The organism is Streptomyces yunnanensis (assembly GCF_029011865.1).
Lineage (GTDB): Bacteria > Actinomycetota > Actinomycetes > Streptomycetales > Streptomycetaceae > Streptomyces > Streptomyces yunnanensis.
In genome coordinates this window covers 4635296-4654647 of the sequence record NZ_CP095749.1, presented here as the reverse complement: position 1 = coordinate 4654647, position 19352 = coordinate 4635296, and the positions used below count along the sequence as shown (strand labels likewise).

Below are 19352 nucleotides of genomic sequence, written 5' to 3'. Positions count from 1 at the left end.
AGTGGGGGCGGCCCCGGGCGTTCACCTCGCGCACGGTGCGTCGGGTCGTCGGTACGACAGGTCGGCGCGCCGGTGCGCGGCGCGACGGGTCAGATCGTCGAGGCGTCGATGACGAAGCGGTAGCGGACGTCGCTCGCCAGCACCCGCTCGTACGCCTCGTTGATCCGGTCCGCGCCGATCACCTCGATGTCCGCGGTCAGGCCGTGCTCGGCGCAGAAGTCGAGCATCTCCTGGGTCTCCGCGATGCCGCCGATCAGCGAGCCGGCGAACGACCGCCGGCCGCCGATCAGCGCGAACGGGGCGATGGGCAGCGGGTTCTCGGGGGCGCCGAGCTGGACCAGGGTGCCGTCGGTGCGCAGCAGCCCCAGGTAGGCGTTGAGGTCCAGGTTGGCCGAGACGGTGTTGACGATCAGGTCGAAGGTGCCGGCCAGCGCCTCGAAGGTGGCCGGGTCGCTGGTCGCGTAGTAGTGGTCGGCGCCGAGCCGCAGGCCGTCGTCCTTCTTGCGGAGCGACTGGCTCAGGACGGTGACCTCCGCGCCCATGGCGTGCGCGATCTTGACGCCCATGTGGCCCAGGCCGCCCAGGCCGACCACGGCGACCTTCCTGCCGGGGCCCGCCTGCCAGTGGGCGAGCGGGGAGTAGAGGGTGATGCCGGCGCACAGCAGTGGGGCCGCGGCGTCCAGCGGGAGCGCGTCGGGGATGCGCAGCGCGTAGTTCTCGTCGACGACCAGGTGGCTGGCGTAGCCGCCGTAGGTGATCTCACCGTGCCGGTCGGTGTCGTTGTACGTGTTGACGGTGCCGAGCTCGCCGGTGCAGTACTGCTCCAGGCCGGCCCGGCAGTTCTCGCAGCTGCGGCAGGAGTCGACGAAGCAGCCGACGCCGACCCGGTCGCCCACCTGGTAGCGGGTGACCTCGGAACCGGTCGCGGCGACCACGCCCGCTATCTCGTGGCCGGGCACGATCGGGAAGTTCCCGCCGTCGCCCCACTCGGCGCGCACGGTGTGGATGTCGGAGTGGCAGATGCCGGAGAACTTGATGTCGATCAGGATGTCGTGGGCACCCAGCTCGCGGCGCGGGATCGTGATCCGCTCCAGCGGTGCCTTCGGTGCGGGCGCGGCGTACGCGGCGACAGAGGTGTGGGTCATGCCACCGAGGATGTGTCGTTCCGCCCCGCCCAACCAGTGCACCCTTGAACGTATGCATGGCGTGCCTACTACTGACGGAACCCCCTTGGGGGGCGGGAAGCCCGCGGGGCCCGGCGGCCGGGCGGGGCGGCCGGCGCCGGTGGTCGTCGACCGGCGCACCGAGCTGAGCGACTTCCTGCGCTCGCGGCGGGCCCGGCTGCGGCCCGGGGACGTCGGGCTGCCCGAGCGCGGCGCGCGGCGCCGGGTGCCGGGACTGCGCCGCGAGGAGCTGGCGCAGCTGGCCGGGGTGAGCGTGGCGTACTACACGCGGCTGGAGCAGGGCCACGGCCAGAACGTCTCGGACGCCGTGCTGGCGGCGCTCGGCACCGCGCTGCGGCTGACCCCGGCCGAGCGCGACCACCTGCGGCACCTGGTCCGCCCGGTCCCCCGCCGGGCCCGGCCGGTCGCCGGCCCGCAGCGGGTGGGGCCCGCGTGCCGGCAGCTGCTGGACGCGTTGGAGCTGGTCCCCGCGTTCGTGGTGGGCCGACGGCTGGACATCATCGGCTGGAACGGGCTGGGCCGCGCCGTGTTCGGCGACTTCCCGGCGCTGCCGCCCGAGCGGCGCAACCTGGCCTGGCAGGTCTTCCTGGACCCGGCGACCCGCGCGCTGTACGTGAACTGGGAGGACAAGGCGGAGGTGACGGTCTCGCTGCTCCGGCAGGAGCTGGCGCGGATCCCGGACGACCCCGCGCTGACCGCGCGGATCACCGAACTGACCGTGCACAGCGAGGAGTTCCGACGGTTCTGGGCCCGGCACGACATCAGGGACAAGGGCTTCGGCGTGAAGCAGCTGGACCACCCGGTGGCGGGCCCGCTGACCCTCACCTACGAGACGCTGCTCGTGGCGGCCGAACCCGGGCAGACGCTGGTGACCCACCACGCCGCGCCGGGCTCGCCGTCCGAGGCGGCGCTGCGGACGCTGGCGGCCGGCCTGCCGGTGTAGGGCGTGCAGGGCCGTCGAGACGTGGGCGGGCCCGTCCGAGGGGCGTGGCGGCTGTACGCCTCTCGGACGGGCCCGGGTCGGGGAGGAACGGGGCTCAGGAGAAGAGCACCGAACGGAGCTTGAGCCGCTCCGAGCCGTGGCCGCCCTCCGGGCGCAGGGTGAAGTGGGCGCCGGTGCAGTCGGGGCCGGCGAAGACCGTGGCGGTGGACGCGGTGTGGTTGCGCGGCGAGTGCGCGGGCGGCAGGTACTCCTGGATCGCCTCGGGGAGCGTGACGCACCTCCCGCTCGGCGGGGCGACGAGGAAGCCGGGTCGCGCCCCGCCGCCCGGGGCCTCGTAGACGTAGCTGAAGTAGCCGGTGGCGGCGTGGGCCGAGGCGGTGGGCAGGGCCAGCGCGAGGGCCGCTGAGCCGGCCGCGGCGGCCAGCGTGCGACGGAGGCGGCGCATCGTCACGTCCTTTCGGGCCAAGGAAGTTGGCGTGGTGCGGGCTGGTTCGCTGCCCGCTCGGACGTCCGGTGATGCCTGCCGTCCCTCGAAGGGAGGGCGCCGAATCGATCCCTCGGCCGGGAGGGGTTTCGGCGGCCCGCCCCGGGTCCCGCGGTCGGGGCGGGAAGCGGGGCGCCGGTGGGTCGGTCCGTCGGTCGGCCCTGCGGCTGTCGGGTCGGTGGGTCAGTCGGTCACCGTGATCGCGGCGGCCGGGCAGATGGCCACCGCCTCGCGGACCGCGTCGTGGAGCGCGGCCGGCGGCGCGGGGTCGAGGACGACCACGATGCCGTCCTCCTCCCGCTGGTCGAAGACGTCCGGCGCGGCGAGGACGCAGCTGCCGGCGCCGCAGCACTTCTCCTGGTCGGCGTGGATGCGCATGATGCTCCCAAGTGGTGCGTGGTGAACGGTGGTCGGGGGGCGGGGCGCCGGGACTACCAGGCGATCGGCAGCGAGTGGACCCCGTAGATCGCCATGTCGTCGCGGAACGGGATCTCCTCGTAGGGCACGGCCAGCCGCAGCTCCGGAAGCCGGCGGATCAGGGTCTCCACGGCGATCTGGAGCTCCACCCTGGCCAGCGGCTGCCCCAGGCACTGGTGGACGCCGAAGCCGAAAGCCACGTGGCGGCGGGCGTCCCGGGCCACGTCGAGGCCATCGGCGTCGGGGAAGACCCCGGCGTCCCGGTTGGCGGAGTTGATCATGCACAGGACGCCCTCGCCGGCGCGGATGGTGCGCTCGCCGATGACGACGTCCTCGGTGGCGATCCGAGGGACGCCGTTGTGCACGATCGTCAGGTAGCGCAGCAGCTCCTCGACGGCACCTTTGACGAGGGCGGGCTCGGCGCGCAGCCGGGCGAGTTGGTCGGGGTTGCGGAGCAGGGCGAGGGTGGACAGGGCGGTCATGTTGGCGGTCGTCTCGTGGCCGGCTACCAGCAGCAGGCGCCCCATGGTGGCGATGTCCCCGTCGGCGAGTTCGCCGCGGGCGACCAGGCGGCTGACGATGCCGTCGTCCGGCTTCTCCCGCTTGGCCTGGGCCAGCCGGGTCAGGTACTCCACCAGCTCGTCCTGGGAGGCCCGGACCTCTTCGGGCGTCGACCGCAGGGAGAGCAGGATCCGGCTCCGCTCCTGGAAGAACTCGTGGTCCTCGTAGGGGACGCCGAGCAGCAGGCAGATCACCAGGGACGGCAGCGGCAGCGCGAAGTCGGTGACCAGGTCGGCGGAGGTGCGCCCGGCGGTCATCCGGTCGAGCAGGTCGTCGGCGAGCTGCTGCACCTCGGGGCGCATCGCCTCGACCTTCTTGACCATGAAGTCGGCGGTGAGCATCCGGCGCAGCCGGGCGTGGTCCGGGTCGTCCATGCGGATGAACGTCCGGCTGGTGCCGACGATTTCGCGGGCGCCGGCGGTGAGGAAGGGGAAGCCGGGGCGGTGGGCGTCGGCGCTGAAGCGCGGGTCGCCGAGTACCGTCCGGACGTCCTGATGGCTCGTCACCAGCCAGCATGCGGAGCCGTCCCAGAGCGTCGCCGGGTGATCGGTTCGGTGCGGGCCGCGTCGGTGATGCCCGGGGCGGGGTCGAAGGGGCAGCCCGGGGCGCGGCTGGCCGGGACGGAGAGGGCGTCGGGGGGAGCGGTGCGTTCTGCGGTCGTCATGCGGCCGGTCCTTCCGCGTGAGTTAATTACCTAACGTAGGTAACTAAGTTGTTCGTCACGCTAACCCGGGTCGGGTGGAGGAGGGAAGGAGGGAACGCGGCCGGTCCGATGTTGGCTCAAACCGCGTGGTGCAAGGGCCGACGACGGGCGACGGGGCACCGCCGTCGGCCGGTCCTCGGGGGAGGGGTCCAGGGTGGCCGGATCCTGGTAGGCGAAGCGGCCGATCCGAGGATCGGGCCCGCTACAGTTCCCCCATGCCGGACCCCGCGCTCCACCAGGACTCCACCATCGCCCTGCAAAAAGTGCTGGCTACGCTGTCCTACCTGCTCACCCGCTCGCAGGCGCACGAGCGGCAGGCGAGCCGGGCGGGGGTCACGGCCGGCCGCTCCGACCTGTATCTGCTGATGGCGCTGGAGGACAGCGGAGGCGTCAGTCGGGTCGGCGACCTCGCGGTGCAGATGATGGTCGAACCGCCGCATGTCACCCGGCAGATCAGCCAGTTGGAGGCGCAGAACCTCGTCGAGCGCACCCTGGACGAGCTGGACCGGCGGGTCCGCCGGATCGCGATCACACCGCACGGCAGGGCCGTCCTGGAGAGTTTCCGGCAGGCCAGGCTGGACGGATTGCGCCAGGCGCTCAGCGACTTCGACGACGCCGACCTGGACACCACCAAGGCGGTGCTGGACCGCCTCGTGGTCTACGTCCGCGAGTCGCACATGGAGGAGCCGCGGGGCCGCGGGGCGTAGCGACGAGCAGCGCGGGGGTCGGCCGCGAGGCGACCGCCCCCGGGCGCCGGTCGGCGTCGGAGCTACTCGATCTCGACGCGGCCGCTGTGCGCGGTGCCGTTGCCGTTGGCGGAGCCGGTCCCGCCGCCCGCGGTGTCGGACGAGGCCGCGGTGCCGAGGTTGCGGCGGACCGAGTCCAGGATGGTCAGGCCCTGGCCGACCAGGCCGGCGGCGATCTCGCCGAGGCCGTCGGTGCCGTTGAGGACGTTGACGTTGGCGTTGGCCAGGCCCGCGGACGCCTCCTTGACGATCTGCGGGAGCTGGTCGATCAGCATCCGGTCCAGGGCCACCCGGTCGTGCGAGGCGGCGGCCTCGGCCTGGATCTTCATCCGCTCGGCCTCGGCCGTGGCCAGCAGCTTGATGCGCTCGGCCTCCGCCTCGGCGGGCTTGACGACCTCGGCGACCAGCTCCTGCTGGCGCAGCCGGGCGCGGCGTTCGGCCAGCTCGGTCTGGGCGGCCAACACCTCCTGCTGGGCGTGGGCCTGGGCGAGCGGGCCGGCCTGCGCGGCGCGGGCCTGCGCGCGGTCCACCTCGGCGGAGTACTCGGCCTGGACCACCGCGGTCTGGCGGGAGTACTCGGCCTGGTTGCGCGCCGCCTCCTGCTGCGCCTCGACGGACGCCTGGGTGGCCTGGGCCTGGGCGATCTGCGCCTGGCGCTGGATGGCCGCCTTGTGCGGGGCGGACATCGCCTCGATGTAGCCGGTGTCGCCGTCGTCGATCGACTGGATCTGCAACGAGTCCACGATCAGGCCGATCTTGGCCATTTCGGTCTTGGACGTCTCCAGGACCTCGGTGGCCAGCTTCTGCCGTTCGGTGACGATCTCCTCGACCGTCATCGAGCCGATGATGGAGCGCAGATGACCGGCGAAGATCCGGCCGGTCAGGATCGACATCTGGTCCTGGTCAGACAGGAAGCGCTGGCCGGCGTTGACGATGCTCTCGGTGTCGTTGCCGACCTTGAAAGCGATCACGGCACGCACCGTGAGCGCGATGCCCTGCCGGGTCACGCACTTCTCGGCGACCTCGGACTCGCACAGCGCCAGCGTCAGGAAGCGGACCTTGCGGAACACCGGCAGCACGAACTTGCCGTGGCCGGTCACCACCCGGAATGGCGCACCGCCCTGCCCCCGCCTGCCACCGGAGATCAGCATGGCTTGATCAGGGGCAGGAACGCGGTAACCGAACATCACTCGTCTCCTCAACCTGCGTCGCCGGGGTCGCCGGCCGACGCGTCCAACGGATCGACCCACTCCATGACGTTGACCTGGCGATGGCCACGGGACTCGATCACGAGCACGGCCGCCCCGACGGGAAGGGGCTCGGCGGACCAGGCGAGGAACGTCTCGGAGCCGCCTCGGATCCGCACCAGAACCTCACCGGGTCCGGCAGCTCCACGCGTGCCGATCAGCAGCACTCCGGTACAGCCGATCACGGCTTCATCCCGGGCCATCGATCGCTGCCCTCCCCCGTTCCGTTCTATTCGATCTGACGATAGCGCTCCGGTGCACGGCGGCCTATGGCGGGACGGCGGCGAGTTGGTGCGCCGTTGCGGTGGTGCGCAGGGTCCGGGAGGAACGGCAGCAGCAGCGAGACCAGCCCGGCGAGGGCGGCGTTGGCGGTCAGGGCCCACATCATGGCGTGGCCGTAGGCGGCGGCGTCCTGGTGGGCGGCGGGGCCGAGGGCACCGTAGAAGAGGACACCGAGGACGGCCACGCCCACCGCGCCGCCGACCTGCTGGCCGGTGGAGAGGAGGCCGGAGGCCATCCCGGTCTCCTCGGGGCGGACGCCGGCGAGGACCGCGCTCAGCAGCGGGGTGACCAGCAGGCCGTTGCCGGCGCCGACCAGGGCCAGGGTCGGGACCAGCCGCCAGGCGGTCAGCTCCGGTCCGGCGGTGGCGGCCGTCACGACGGTGCTGGCGAAGCCGAGGAAGGTGATCAGGGCGCCGACCTGCAGCACCCGCCGTCCGAAGCGGGCGAGCCGCCCGGCCAGCAGGCTGGTGGCGAGGAAGACCACCGCGAACGGCAGGTAGAACAGCCCGGCGCCGAGGGCGTCCTGCCCCAGTCCGTCCTGGAGGGTGAGCGAGAAGACCAGGAAGAAGGAGTTGATGCCGGCGTAGGCGAGGAGCACCAGGCTCATGCCGACCGCGAAGGGCCGCTCCCGGAACAGCCGCAGCCGCACCAGCGGCGCCCCACCGGACGCGTCCACCCGCCGCTCCACCAGGGCGAACGCCACGAACGCCAGCACACTGGCGGCCAGGCTGAACCACGTCCACCGGGGCCAGCCGGCGGCCCGCCCCTCGACCAGCGGCACGACCAGCAGCGCCAGCGCCAGGGTCAGCACCCCGGCCCCGGGCAGGTCCAGGCGGCGCGCTTGCGGGGCGCGCGTCTCGGGCACGTACCGCGCGGTGAGCGCCAGCGCCACCAGGCCGACGGGCACGTTGACCCAGAAGACCGGGCGCCAGGAGGAGCCGAACAGGTCGGCGGAGACCAGGACGCCGCCCAGCAGCTGCCCCACCGCGCCGGCGATGCCGATCACCGCCCCCAGCGCCCCGAACGCCCGGGACCGCCGCTCGGCCGGCACCAGCACCTGGAGCATCGCGAAGACCTGCGGGAACATCGCGGCCGCGGAGAGCCCCTGGACGAGCCGCGCGGCGATCAGCACGCCCGCGTCGGGCGCCAGCGCGCAGCCCACGGAGGAGAGCGTGAACAGCGCCATCCCCCACTGGAACAGCCGCTTGCGGCCGAAGCGGTCGCCGAGCCGGGCGCCGGTGATCAGCGCGATGGCGTAGGTGAGTTGGTAGCCGGCCAGGATCAGCTGGACGTCGGCGTCGGAGGCGTGCAGGTCCGCCTGGATGGCCGGGGCCGCCACCAGCACGATGAAGGTGTCCAGGACGGCCACGAAGGCGCCGGTGAGGATGAGGGCGAGGACGCCCCGGGAAGCCGCCGCGGGCGGCGTGGGAAGAGGGGCCGGGGCGCTGTGCACGGCCCCGGCCGGACGTGATGTCTGAGCCATGCCGCAACGCTCGCGCAGCCCCGAACGGCCGTACAGAGACCGATTATGCTGGTGTTTTCGCTACCACCGACCGCGCGCGCACCACTGGCCGGAGATCCGTCACCGGCCGGGCGCCGCCGCCCTGGGGGAGGGCCATGGCCGACGAGGACAGGCGGCGCGCCCTGGCGGAGTTCCTGCGCGCCCGCCGGGAACGGATCACCCCGCGGGAGGCGGGCATCCTGGCCGGGCCCCGGCGGCGGACCCCCGGGCTGCGGCGCGAAGAGGTCGCCCAGCTCTCCGGCGTCAGCGTCACCTGGTACACCTGGCTGGAACAGGCCCGGGACATCGGCGTCAGCCGGCAGGTCCTGGCCAGCCTGGCGCGGGCCCTGATGCTCGGCCCGGTCGAGCAGCGCCATCTGTACGCACTGGCAGGCGAGTTGCCCCCGGAGCAGCCGGACCGCTCCGGCCCCGGGCCCGCCCTCCAGCGGCTGGTGGACGCACTGGACCCGCACCCGGCCTACCTGCTCGACGCCAACTGGGACCTGGTGGCCTGGAACCGCGCCGAGGCCGGGCTGATCGGCGATCCCGGCCGGCTGGCGCCCGACGAGCGGAACCTGCTCCGGGTGGTCTTCACCGACCCGGCGATGCGGACGCTCCTGGTCGACTGGGAGGGCCAGGCGCGGGACCTCGTCGCCCAGTTCCGGGCGGACGCCGGCGAGCGGTTCGGCGATCCCCGGGCCGAACGGCTGATCCGGGAACTCTCCGCGTGCAGCCCGGAGTTCACCCGGTGGTGGCAGGCGCACCACCTCGCGGACTTCGGAAGCACCCGGCGGGAGTTCCGCCATCCGCGGGTCGGGGCGCTGACCTTCGACTATGTGAAGCTGGCGGCGCTGGAGGCGCCCGGGGTCAAGCTGTTCGTGTGCATGCCGCACGACGAGCCGACGCGGGAGAAGCTGCCCGCGCTGCGGGAGTGCTGACCCGACCGACCCCGACCGTCCCCGTCCGCCGGGCCGTCGGCGGGCCGGACGGCCACGGCCTTGAAGAACGTGTAGTGGAAGCTGCCACCGGGCTCCGCGGAGCGCCGTAGGTCGGTGATGCCGCGGTCCCAGTCGGCGGGCGCGGTCAGCCCGGCGGCGAGAGCCTCGTCCCGGACGGATTCGACCATGGCGATGAAGGTGCGGCGGGTGAAGCCGGAGACGAGGCCGGGCCGGCTCGCGTCCGCGTAGACGGTACGGGGCCGGACGGCGACGTCCGCGAAACCGGCCCCGGTGAGCAGGGGGTGCAACTGCCGCCCGACCAGGGCGTTCCCGCCGGCCGCCGCCTGGAGGCGGACCTGGTGGTCGATCACCCGGCGGGCGGCCGGGCTGTCCGGGTGGAAGACCACCGAGCCGTGGTCGCCCTCGATGGCGGTGAGGGTGCCGCCGGGGCGCAGTACGCGCCGCAGTCCGGTCAGCGCGCGGACGGGGTCGGGGAGGTGCTCCAGGACGAAGCAGAGGAAGACGTGGTCGAAGGAGGCGTCGGAGAAGGGGAGTCGGTGCAGGTCGGCGCGGTGCCAGGTGACGTTGGCCGCCGCGTGCGGGGCGTGCGCGGCAAGCTGGGCGCGGGCCTGGTCGAGCGAGGCCGCGGAGCGGTCGAGGGCGGCGATGCGGGCCCCCGGACTGCCGTTGACCAGGTGCAGGGTCTGCGCGCCGACCCCGCAGCCGACCTCCAGGACGGTGCTCCCGGCCGGGTAGGCGGTCCCGGCGTGGAGCAGCTGCGCCAGGGTGTCGGCCTGGTCGCCGAGGCGGCGCGCCTCCCGGTCGGAGTAGCCGTGGACGTAGGCGGGGGAGGAGAGCCGGGACGGACGCGGGGACGGTGACGGGGACGGATGCGGGGAGGGGGACGGATGCGGGGCCGGTGACGGTGACGCGTACGCGTACGGGGGTGGCGGCGTGTCCGGTGCCGAGGAGGCAGGGAAGTCCGGGGATCCGGCGGGGGATTGGGGCTGGTCCGGCGCGTTCATGGAGCAACCGTCGCCGGATAATGGTCCGGTGGACAGGTCCAAAGAGCATCTCGTTGAAGGGTCCATAACAGGGGCCATGACGTCGGGGTCCGCCACCGGTTCCGATTTCCTCCAGTTGAGGATCGCGGCAGCGCCGGCGGGGGGCCGGGCGGACTGGCTGGCCGGTGAGCTGCGGCGGGCGATCGCGGACGGCCGGCTGCCGGTCGGGAGCAGGCTGCCCGCGACCCGGGTGCTCGCCGCCGACCTGCGGGTCTCCCGCGGCCTGGTCACCGAGGCGTACCAACGGCTGCGCGAGGACGGCCAGGTGGCCGGGCGGGGCCGCGGCGGCACGGTGGTGGTCGCGGCCCCCATGGCGACCGGCGCGGGGCCGTCGTCGGGCGCCGGGGCGACGCCGGACCGGGAGGCGCCACGTCCGGGCCCCGCCGCCTTCGCCGCCCCACCCCGCAGCGACGTCTTCGACGCCCTGCGCGCGACCCCCGCACGGATCGACCTCACGCCCGGCCTGCCCGACCTCGCCTCGTTCCCCCGTGCCGCCTGGCTGCGCGCCGAACGCGCGGTGCTCGCCGGGCTCCCGTCGGCGGCCCTCGGCTACGGCGACCCCCGGGGCACCCCCGAACTGCGCCGGGCGGTCGTCCACTGGCTGGCCCGCAACCGCGGCATCCGGGCCGACCCCGCCGACGTCCTGATCGTCTCCGGTACGGCACAGGCACTCGGCCTGATCACCCAGGTGCTGCTCCGCGACGGCATCGACGCCATCGCCGTGGAGGACCCCGGTTCGCTCGGCGCCCGCCAGCACCTCCAGTACTGGGGCGCGGCGACCCCGCCGGTCCCGGTGGACGAGGACGGCGTCCGGGTCGATGCGCTGCGGGCGACCGGCGCGCGGGCCGCCCTGCTGACCCCGGCCCACCAGTTCCCGACCGGCGTGGTGCTCGACGGGGCCCGCCGCCGCGACCTGCTCCGCTGGGCGAGCGACACCGGCGGCCTGATCGTCGAGGACGACTACGACGCCGAACACCGCTACGACCGCCCGCCGGCCCCCGCCCTGCACTCCCTCCTCGCCGACCACGTCTGCTACGCGGGCAGCGTCTCCAAACTGCTGGCCCCCGCCCTACGGGTCGGCTGGCTGCTGGCCCCGCCCCGCTACCGGGAGGCGCTGGTGGACGCCAAGCGGTTCGCCGACCTCGGCAACGCCGCGCTGCCGCAGCTGGTACTGGCCCGGTTGATGGAATCCGGTGAACTGGAGCGCCTGATCCGGCAGTTGCGACGCCGCCACCGGGCGCGTCGGGACGCCGTGGTCGCCGCCGTCCGCCGCCACCTCCCGGCCGCGGCCGTACACGGCGCCGCGGCCGGGCTGCACCTGACGGTCACCTTCCCGCCCGACGTCCCGCCCGACACCGAACTGGCCGCCGCCGCCCTCGCCCGCGGTGTCAAGGTCCATCCGCTGTCCTGGCACAGCCAGCGCCCCTACGGCCGACCGGGCCTGGTCCTCGGCTACGCGGCGCGCACACCGGGGGAGTTGGCGGAGGGCGTCACCGTCCTGGGGGAGGCGACCCGGGCCGTCGGCGGCCGGGGCGGAGGGGGTGGAGGGACCGGCAAGAGCGGCCGGGGCGGACAGGACGGGAGCGGTGGCCGGGGCGGCAGGGACGGGAGCGGTGGCCGGGGCGGGCCGTGAAGCCCTCACCGGAACGGAATCGGCAGCCCCCGTTCCGCCTCCGGCCGCGCCCCGAAGATCCGCCGCTCCGCCTCCTCGATCCGGACGTCGTGGATCCCGGCCTCCCGCCGCCCCATCAGCCCGGACGCGTCGAACTCCCACAGCTCATTGCCGTAACTCCGCCACCACTGGCCTCCGGCGTCCCGGCTCTCGTACTGGAACCGCACCGCGATCCGGTTCCCGGCATACGACCAGAGCTCCTTGCGGAGCGCGTAGTCCAGCTCCCGCTCCCACTTCCGGCGCAGGAACGCGACGATCTCGGCGCGCCCGGCGAGGAAGGTGTCCCGGTTCCGCCAGACCGAGTCCTCGGTGTACGCGAGGGCCACCCGCTCGGGATCACGGGTGTTCCAGGCGTCCTCGGCGGCCTGGACCTTCTGCCGCGCACTCTCCTCGTCGAACGGGGGGAAGGGGGGCCGGGGTGTGGTCATGGCGTGACTCCTCGTCTGTGCGGATGCGAGCGCTTGTCTGTGCGGATACGAGCGCCAACGCGAGGGCGAGCGCGAGGGCGACCAGGCGGAGAACGCTCGTTCTCCACCCGCCCGGCTAGTCTAGAGAACGAACGTTCTCCACGGAAGGCGGCCCCTGTGACGGCCCATGGCAACGCCCCCGAGGGCGTCCCCGACGACGTACGGACGCGGATCCTCGACGCCGCGGAGCGGCTCTTCTACGAGCGCGGCGTCCAGGCCGTCGGTATGGACGAGCTCCGCACCGCCGCCGGCGTGTCCCTCAAGCGCCTCTACGGCACCTTCCCCGCCAAGCACGACCTCGTCGAGGCGTACCTCCGCCGCCGCGACGCGCGCTGGCGGGCCGACCTGGCCGCCTACGTGGACGCGGCGGCGGAGGCGGACGGCGCCGTGGCTCCCGCGGACCGCCTCCTCGCCGTCTTCGACTGGCTCGGCAGCTGGTTCGCCGCCCAGGACTTCCGCGGCTGCGCGTTCATCAACGCCTACGGCGAGCTCGGCGCCACCTCGGAGGGCGTCGCCCGCGTCACCCGCGACCACAAACAGGCCCTGCGCGCCTACCTCGCCGACCTCGCCCGCCCCTTGAAGCACCCCGACCCGGCCGCCCTCGCCGCCCAGTTGGCGCTCCTGGTCGACGGCGCGATCACCGCCGCCGCCATATCCGGCGAACCGGCCTCCGCCCATACCGCCCATACCGCCCGCGCAGCGGCGGCGGCGCTCATCGGGGCGACCACGACCATCCCCAATATTTGAAAATAAAAAGAACTCCCGGCCGGTTTATTCGGGCATCGCTCGGCGGCGCTGTCAGTGCCGTATGCCAAAGTTGACCCAGCAGTGAGTTGACGAGTCGATGAGTGGAAACGCAACGGGGGAGGGGCTCGCCATGACGTTGGTGGACGAGGTAGCGGCGTTCCATGAGGGGCGGCCGAATCCGGCCGCGCTGATCGGTGAATTCCGGCGCGCGGCCGTGATACTTCCGGTCGTCAACGACAGCTTTCTCTCCGGCGAGTTGGACGGTATCCGCTGGCTCTACGCATTCAGTGACGAGGATGCCCTGTCCCGTTTTGCGGCGACCCGCGAGAGCGAGCTGGGGGCGGACCGGCAGTACGTCACCGCGGTCGGCGCCAGGGTCCTCGACGTGGTGATTCCCGCCATCGAGGGGCCGGTGGGCGTGGCCCTGGATGCCGGGAGCGCGCAGGGCATGCTTTTCCCGCCGGTATCCGGAATCGTCCCGGATCGCGTCGCCGTGGACGCCGGCGAAGACATATCCGCGGCCTCATCGGCCGGCACGTCGGGCACCACGAACGTCTAGGGGGAGAACGTCCATGGGGCTTATCGAGGGAAGCGGTTACAGCGCCGACCCCGAGGCTTTTGAACAGCTCACCAAGGGCATAAAAGCCGCGACCAGCGAACTGAAGGAGCTGGGTTTCGATATCGAGGCCCAACTCGGCCGCGGCTTCGACAAGTTGTCCCTGGACGCCATGGAGTGCGGCGACGACGGCCTGGCGTCGGTCTTCTCTTCGTTCTGCGACCGCTGGGGCTGGGGCGTCTACCACCTGATGCAGGACGCCAACGGCTTCTCCAAGAAGCTGGGTATCACCGCCGGTCTCTATTACGAGCAGGAGCAGTACGCCTCCGACATCCTCAAGCAGGGCGCGAACGCCGCCTTCGGCGACCCGACCAAGACTGCGGAGCAACTGCACCACACGTCCTGGAGCAAGCTCAAGGACGACGCCATCGACGCGAACACGGACTTCGACTGGAACCCGAACTCGGCGGCCTCGCAGGAGTCGTTCCGGCGGACGAGCGACGCCGCGCACGGGTTCGCAGACGAGGTCTCCTCGATTCCCGACCGCCTGAAGAACGGCGGCGAGGACCCGTCCGAGACCACGTCAAAGCTGGAGGAACCGGGTCGGAACCACGGGGGTAGCGACAAGTGAACTGGTTGGGGGACGGCGTCAACAAGGTCGCCGAGGGGGTGGGCGAGTTCACGGACGCCGTGGAGCGCGGTGCCGGTGAGGCCGTCGAGTTCGGCGCCGACAAGCTGGGCGACGGCCTGGAGGCGATCGGTGCGGACGGTGCCGCGGCGAAGGTCCGCTCGGGTGGGGACGAGCTCGCCGGCGCGCTGGGCGCCCATGTCGACGAGCGACAGCTGGGCGAGACCGAGGACCCCAAGCAGCTCGTCCACGGGGACGTCGAGAAGCTCAACGAGACCGTCTCCCATCTGAAGGACTTCGCGGCGGCGTTCAACCGCGTCGCCGACGGCATGCGCAAGCTGGGCTCCGGCCGGGGCTGGAGCGGGCAGGCCGCGGACGCCTTCCGCGAGGCGTTCGAGATGCACCCCAAGCAGTGGATGCACGCCGCCGACGCCTGCGACGACGCGTACCAGGCGCTGAAGGCGTACGCGGAGACGATCTCCTGGGCGCAGGGCAAGGCGTCCGAGGCGATCGAGAAGTACCGCCAGGCGCAGCAGGACCGCGAAATCGCCCTGCACGCCTGGAAGTCGAAGGTCGACACGTATGTGGCGCAGGGAGACAGCTACAACGCCGCCGTCCAGCGCGGCGAGGACCCCGGCCCGGAGCCGACCCCACCCGGCGACTTCGTGGACCCGGGCACCGAGGGCCGCGAGGCCGCGCAGGAGATGGTCAAGAACGCCCGCAGCCAGCGCGACGAGGCCGCCGAGCGGGCCCGCAACGCCATCCAGACCGCTCTGGCGCACGCTCCCGACAAGCCGCAGTTCACCGACCTGGCGAGCGCGGGCCTGAAGGACGGCGCCAAGGCGTTCGCCATCGAGCACATGCACCTGGCCGGCGGCATCGCGAAAGCCGGCATCGAGACCCTGAACCTCGCGCGCACGGTCAACCCCCTCGACCCCTACAACGTCGCCCACCCCTTCCAGTGGGCCTCGAACGTCTCCACCACCCTCCTCGGCCTGGGCCAGTCGGCCATGCACCCCGTGGAGATGGCCAAGGGCATGCTCGGCTCCGGCTGGGGCAGCGACCCGGTGGAGGCGTACGGCACGCTGCTCGGCAACATGGTCGGCGGCAAGGGGGCCGGGGGGCTGGCCAAGGGGGCGGTGAAGGCCGGCGCGAAGGACGCCCTAGAGGGCGCCGCCCGTAACGCCGCCAAGGAAGGCGGCAAGCGAACGATTCGCGACCGTCTGCGTACCCGCTGGTGCAAGACGTTCGGCGGCGACCCCATCGACATGGCCACCGGCCGCATGATCCTGCCGCAGACCGACATCAGCCTGCCCGGCAGCCTCCCCCTCTCCTTCACCCGCACCTTCGAGTCGTCCTACCGCACCGGCCGCTGGTTCGGCCGCACGTGGATGTCCACCCTCGACCAGCGCCTGGAGATCGACGCCGAGGGCGTCATCCTCATCGGCGAGGAGGGCAACTTCCTCCTCTACCCGCACCCGGCCGTCGGCGTCCCCACCCTCCCCCTCGAAGGCGAGGGTGCCCCGCTCTCCCGCACCCCGGACGGCGACTACTTCCTCGTCGACCCGGCCACCGGCATCCGCCGCTACTTCACCACCCACACCGAGAACCTCGCTCTCCTCGACGAGATCTCCGACCGCCACGGCAACCACCAGACCTTCGACTACACCGAGGACGGCAGGCCCGCCGCGATCACCCACAGCGCCGGATACCGCCTCCTGCTGACCACCGAGAGGACCGTCGACGGGACCACCGACGGGACGACCGGCGGGACCACCGAGGGCACCCGCATCACCGCCCTGCACCTGGCCGGCGCCGCCCCCGACGGCAGCGACCAACTCCTCGTCACCTACGGCTACGACGCCTTCGGCCACCTCACCACCGTCACCAGGCCCTCCTCCGACCGCCCCCTCCGCTTCACCTACGACGACGTCGGCCGCATCACCTCCTGGACCGACACCAACGGCAGCAGCTACACCTACGCCTACGACGAGGCGGACCGCTGCACCTCACAGGGCGGAATCGCCGGCCACCTCCGCGCCCGCTACATCTGGGGCGACCCGGCCCCGGACACCGGCCTGCGCACCAACCGCTTCTTCAACTCCCAGGATCAGCTGACCACTTACCAGGTCAACGACCACCACCAGATCGTCGCCACCACCGACCCGACCGGCGCTACCACCCGCACCACTCGCGACACCAAGCACCGCATCCTCACCACCACCGACGCCCTGGGCCGCACCACCCGCTTCACCTACGACGACGAGGGCCGACCGGTGGCGGTCACCCTCCCCGACGGCACCACCTCCACCACGACTTACGACGCCCACGGCAACCCCCGCACCGTCACCGGCCCGGACGGCGCCACCTGGACCCACACCTACGACGCCCGCAGCCTCCGCGTCGCCACCACCGACCCCGCCGGCGCCACCACCACCTACGCCCACGACCCCCGCGGCAACCTCGCCTCCGTCACCGACGCCCTCGGCAACACCACCCGCATCACCTGCAACGCCGCCGGCCTCCCCCTCACGGTCACCGACCCCTTGGGCCACGCCACCCACTACACCCGCGACGCCTTCGGCCGCACCACCTCAGTTACCGACCCCCTCGGCGCGACCACCCACCTCCAGTGGACCGTCCAAGGCAAACTCGCGGCTCGAATAGACCCCACCGGCGCACGAGAACAGTGGACCTACGACGGCGAAGGCAACCGCCTCACCCACACCGACGCCGTAGGCCAGACGACCCACTTCTCCTACACCCACTTCGATCTCCTCTCCGCCCGCACCGACCCCGACGGCGTCCGCTACGAGTTCGCCCACGACACCGAACTCCGCCTCACCCAGGTCACCAACCCCCAGGGCCTCACCTGGAACTACACCTACGACGGCGCCGGCCACCTGATATCCGAATCCGACTTCGACGACCGCGTCCTGTCCTACGTCCACGACGCGGCAGGCCAACTGGCCACTCGCACCAACGCCCTGGGCGAGGTCACCACCTACACCCGAGACCCCCTCGGCCGCATCACCGAGAAGAACGCCGCGGGGCTGCTCACCACCTACGCCCACGACCCCGCCGGCAACCTCCACCGGGCCGCCAACCCCGATGCCACCGTCACCTACACCCGCGACACCCTGGGCCGCGTCCTGACCGAAACGGTCAACGACCGCACCATGACGTTCACCTACGACGTCCTCGGCCGCCGCACCTCCCGCACCACCCCCACCGGCCACCACACCACCTACGCCTACGACGCCGCCGGCAACCGCACCGGCATGGACATCGGCGGCCACCCGCTCTCCTTCGAATACGACGCCGCTGGCCAGGAACTCACCCGCACCATCGGTGGCACCCTCCACCTCACCCACACCTGGGACCCCACCGGACGCCTGACCAGCCAGTCGCTGTCAGCAGCAGCCACCGACCCGACCGGCACCGCCCAGGCAGAGGTACAGCGTGTCCTCCAGCGGACCTACACCTACCGCCCGGATGGCCACCTCACCGCAATCGACGACTCCCACACGGGCCGCCGCACCTTCGACCTCGACCGTGCGGGCCGCGTCACGGCAGTCCACGCCACGGACTGGACGGAGACCTACGCGTACGACGCGGCGGGCAACCAGACTTATGCGGCTTGGCCGGACCGGCATCCGAACGCTTCGGCCCGGGGCGAGCGTGCTTATGAGGGCACGCGGATTACTCGTGCGGGGCGCGTTCGGTATGAGCATGACGAGCTGGGCCGGGTCGTCCTTCGCCAGAAAGCCCGGCTGTCGCGTAAGCCCGAAACTTGGCGTTACAGCTGGAACGCCGAGGGACGGCTCACTTCGGTCGTAGAACCGAACGGCACCATGTGGCGATACGTATACGACTCATGCGGCCGCCGTATAGCCAAGCGGCGGCTTGCTTCCCATGCTTCAACGATCGTCGAGGAGACGATATTTGCGTGGGACGGCCCAACGCTAGTGGAGCAAGCCACGCACTCCCCGGAAGCATCGAAGGCGATTGTGCTCACGTGGGACTATGAGGGCTTGTTGCCGGTTACCCAAACCGAGAGGAAGGTCTCAGTCGGAGGCGCGAGCGAATTCATCCAGCGAACCTTTGATCAAAGATTCTTCGCGATCGTCACGGATCTCGTTGGCGCTCCCACGGACCTTGTTTCTCTGGCGGGAAACATCGATTGGAGGAGTAGGGCAACGCTATGGGGCGCCACTAGTTGGGATGCGACTTCCTCGGCCTACACGCCGCTGCGTTTTCCCGGCCAGCAGTTCGATCCTGAAACCCAACTTCACTACAATTTTGATCGATACTACGATCCGTGCGATGCTCGCTACATATCCTCCGATGTTCTAGGTCTCACTCCTGCCCCAAATCCTGTTGCCTATGTCGGTAACCCTCTTGAATATTCGGACCCGCTGGGGCTCTTCGAGTGTAAGACGAAGACGTCGGGAAACTCTCAGCGACAACCTGGCGGTAGGCACGGGCCGGCAGTCAGTATCGATCAAGTCAAGCAAGAGCTGGGGCGCGCGGGCATGCCAGTGCATGACTATGATATCGAACATGTCCCCCACATTGATGGGCCATCGGGGTCAGCGTACGGAAATAGTCCGCATACTGATGGGTTCCCTGATCTGGGGATCAGGGGGCGGCCGAAAATTGAGATATCTGACATGGGCCTAAAGAGTATGGATCATGCGGTCGCTACGATCCATCACGAGATTTTTCATCACAAGCACTTCGTATTGACCAGAAATAACCGAATCCTGTGGCAGGAGGAGGGTGTGCTCCCGTCAAATAGGTGGGGTGGCACGGAAGAAGCGGCAGAAGAATACGGTCAGAGGATGCTTGAAATTTTCAAGAGGCGCAGGCGATAGGATCGTTAAATGCAGGAGTTTAATAGCGGGGAAGTCAAGGAACTCCTCTCCGGTGTTCGCTTCGTTAACTGTCCGCGGGAGCAGCAGTGTCCTGCGTGTGGCGCTGTGGCTGTGCGTACGTACGTTTATCGAAAAGAGACGCCCATGGGGGGGAATCTGATTACATATTCATGGTGTGCGCAATGTCGTAGGTTTAAGGGGTGGACTGGTCCGGATCTGGGTAATATGGAGTTCTCGGATCCATTGGCGAGTATGCGGGAAAGCTCTAGGGTGGCCCTGGTGAGGAATTTGAAATCATTGTTCGTTCGTCTCGATGAGTTGTGGGAGGAAGGGTG

The 19352-nt window shown here is 71.3% G+C and carries 16 protein-coding genes and 1 pseudogene; 8 read left to right on the top strand and 9 right to left on the bottom strand.

What is annotated here, in order from left to right; all coding sequences use genetic code 11:
- Positions 1 to 89 precede the first annotated feature (89 nt).
- Complete coding sequence (locus MOV08_RS20040; protein ID WP_039634421.1) at positions 90 to 1145, bottom strand: NAD(P)-dependent alcohol dehydrogenase; 1056 nt, start codon at positions 1143 to 1145, stop codon at positions 90 to 92.
- A gap of 85 nt (positions 1146 to 1230) precedes the next feature.
- On the opposite strand from MOV08_RS20040, the gene MOV08_RS20035 reads away from it, so the two are divergent.
- Positions 1231 to 2127 (top strand): helix-turn-helix domain-containing protein, encoded by an 897-nt coding sequence (locus tag MOV08_RS20035; protein ID WP_239010100.1) that lies wholly within the window; start codon positions 1231 to 1233, stop codon positions 2125 to 2127.
- Positions 2128 to 2221: 94 nt separating this feature from the next.
- Here the strand turns inward: MOV08_RS20035 and MOV08_RS20030 are convergent, their stop codons facing one another.
- The 3 genes and pseudogenes from MOV08_RS20030 to MOV08_RS20020 form a co-directional block, all read right to left on the bottom strand.
- Complete coding sequence (locus tag MOV08_RS20030; RefSeq protein ID WP_275308386.1) at positions 2222 to 2572, bottom strand: hypothetical protein; 351 nt, start codon at positions 2570 to 2572, stop codon at positions 2222 to 2224.
- Positions 2573 to 2794: 222 nt separating this feature from the next.
- On the bottom strand, positions 2795 to 2989 hold the full coding sequence (locus MOV08_RS20025) for a ferredoxin (RefSeq protein ID WP_275308384.1): 195 nt from the start codon (positions 2987 to 2989) through the stop codon (positions 2795 to 2797).
- Positions 2990 to 3042: 53 nt separating this feature from the next.
- A pseudogene (locus MOV08_RS20020) lies at positions 3043 to 4253 on the bottom strand (cytochrome P450).
- Between the two features lie 254 nt (positions 4254 to 4507).
- Here MOV08_RS20020 and MOV08_RS20015 point away from each other — a divergent pair.
- Positions 4508 to 4999 carry a MarR family winged helix-turn-helix transcriptional regulator gene (locus tag MOV08_RS20015; protein ID WP_039634410.1) on the top strand — a complete coding sequence of 164 codons (492 nt, stop codon included), beginning with the start codon at positions 4508 to 4510 and terminating at the stop codon, positions 4997 to 4999.
- A 62-nt stretch (positions 5000 to 5061) separates the two neighbouring features.
- Here the strand turns inward: MOV08_RS20015 and MOV08_RS20010 are convergent, their stop codons facing one another.
- The 3 genes from MOV08_RS20010 to MOV08_RS20000 are packed head-to-tail and all read right to left on the bottom strand — an operon-like array spanning position 5062 to position 8050.
- Positions 5062 to 6225, bottom strand: coding sequence for an SPFH domain-containing protein (locus MOV08_RS20010; protein ID WP_039634408.1), 1164 nt, complete (start codon positions 6223 to 6225; stop codon positions 5062 to 5064).
- A gap of 11 nt (positions 6226 to 6236) precedes the next feature.
- Positions 6237 to 6488: a hypothetical protein gene (locus MOV08_RS20005; protein WP_039634406.1), complete on the bottom strand. Its 252-nt coding sequence runs from the start codon at positions 6486 to 6488 to the stop codon at positions 6237 to 6239.
- Between the two features lie 26 nt (positions 6489 to 6514).
- Positions 6515 to 8050, bottom strand: coding sequence for an MFS transporter (locus MOV08_RS20000; protein ID WP_275308382.1), 1536 nt, complete (start codon positions 8048 to 8050; stop codon positions 6515 to 6517).
- A gap of 134 nt (positions 8051 to 8184) precedes the next feature.
- Here MOV08_RS20000 and MOV08_RS19995 point away from each other — a divergent pair, with 134 nt between their 5' ends.
- Positions 8185 to 9006: a helix-turn-helix transcriptional regulator gene (locus MOV08_RS19995; protein WP_275308381.1), complete on the top strand. Its 822-nt coding sequence runs from the start codon at positions 8185 to 8187 to the stop codon at positions 9004 to 9006.
- Here MOV08_RS19995 and MOV08_RS19990 read toward each other — a convergent pair.
- Entirely contained in the window at positions 8901 to 10031 is a 1131-nt protein-coding gene (locus MOV08_RS19990) for a methyltransferase domain-containing protein (RefSeq protein ID WP_275308379.1), read from the bottom strand. The two genes, MOV08_RS19995 and MOV08_RS19990, sit on opposite strands and share 106 nt — an antisense overlap.
- A 76-nt stretch (positions 10032 to 10107) precedes the next feature.
- On the opposite strand from MOV08_RS19990, the gene pdxR reads away from it, so the two are divergent.
- Positions 10108 to 11703, top strand: a complete 1596-nt coding sequence (gene pdxR / locus MOV08_RS19985) for a MocR-like pyridoxine biosynthesis transcription factor PdxR (RefSeq protein WP_275308377.1) — start codon at positions 10108 to 10110, stop codon at positions 11701 to 11703.
- A 5-nt stretch (positions 11704 to 11708) separates the two neighbouring features.
- Here pdxR and MOV08_RS19980 read toward each other — a convergent pair whose 3' ends face one another.
- Complete coding sequence (locus MOV08_RS19980) at positions 11709 to 12170, bottom strand: nuclear transport factor 2 family protein (protein WP_275308376.1); 462 nt, start codon at positions 12168 to 12170, stop codon at positions 11709 to 11711.
- Positions 12171 to 12326: 156 nt separating this feature from the next.
- On the opposite strand from MOV08_RS19980, the gene MOV08_RS19975 reads away from it, so the two are divergent.
- From MOV08_RS19975 to MOV08_RS19960, 4 genes are all read left to right on the top strand, one after another.
- Complete coding sequence (locus tag MOV08_RS19975; RefSeq protein WP_275308375.1) at positions 12327 to 12956, top strand: TetR/AcrR family transcriptional regulator; 630 nt, start codon at positions 12327 to 12329, stop codon at positions 12954 to 12956.
- 130 nt (positions 12957 to 13086) lie between these two features.
- Positions 13087 to 13515 (top strand): SseB family protein, encoded by a 429-nt coding sequence (locus tag MOV08_RS19970; protein ID WP_275308374.1) that lies wholly within the window; start codon positions 13087 to 13089, stop codon positions 13513 to 13515.
- Between the two features lie 13 nt (positions 13516 to 13528).
- Positions 13529 to 14143, top strand: coding sequence for a hypothetical protein (locus MOV08_RS19965; RefSeq protein WP_275308372.1), 615 nt, complete (start codon positions 13529 to 13531; stop codon positions 14141 to 14143).
- Complete coding sequence (locus tag MOV08_RS19960) at positions 14140 to 19017, top strand: putative T7SS-secreted protein (RefSeq protein ID WP_275308371.1); 4878 nt, start codon at positions 14140 to 14142, stop codon at positions 19015 to 19017. The genes MOV08_RS19965 and MOV08_RS19960 overlap by 4 nt, the downstream gene beginning before the upstream one ends.
- Positions 19018 to 19352 lie beyond the last annotated feature (335 nt).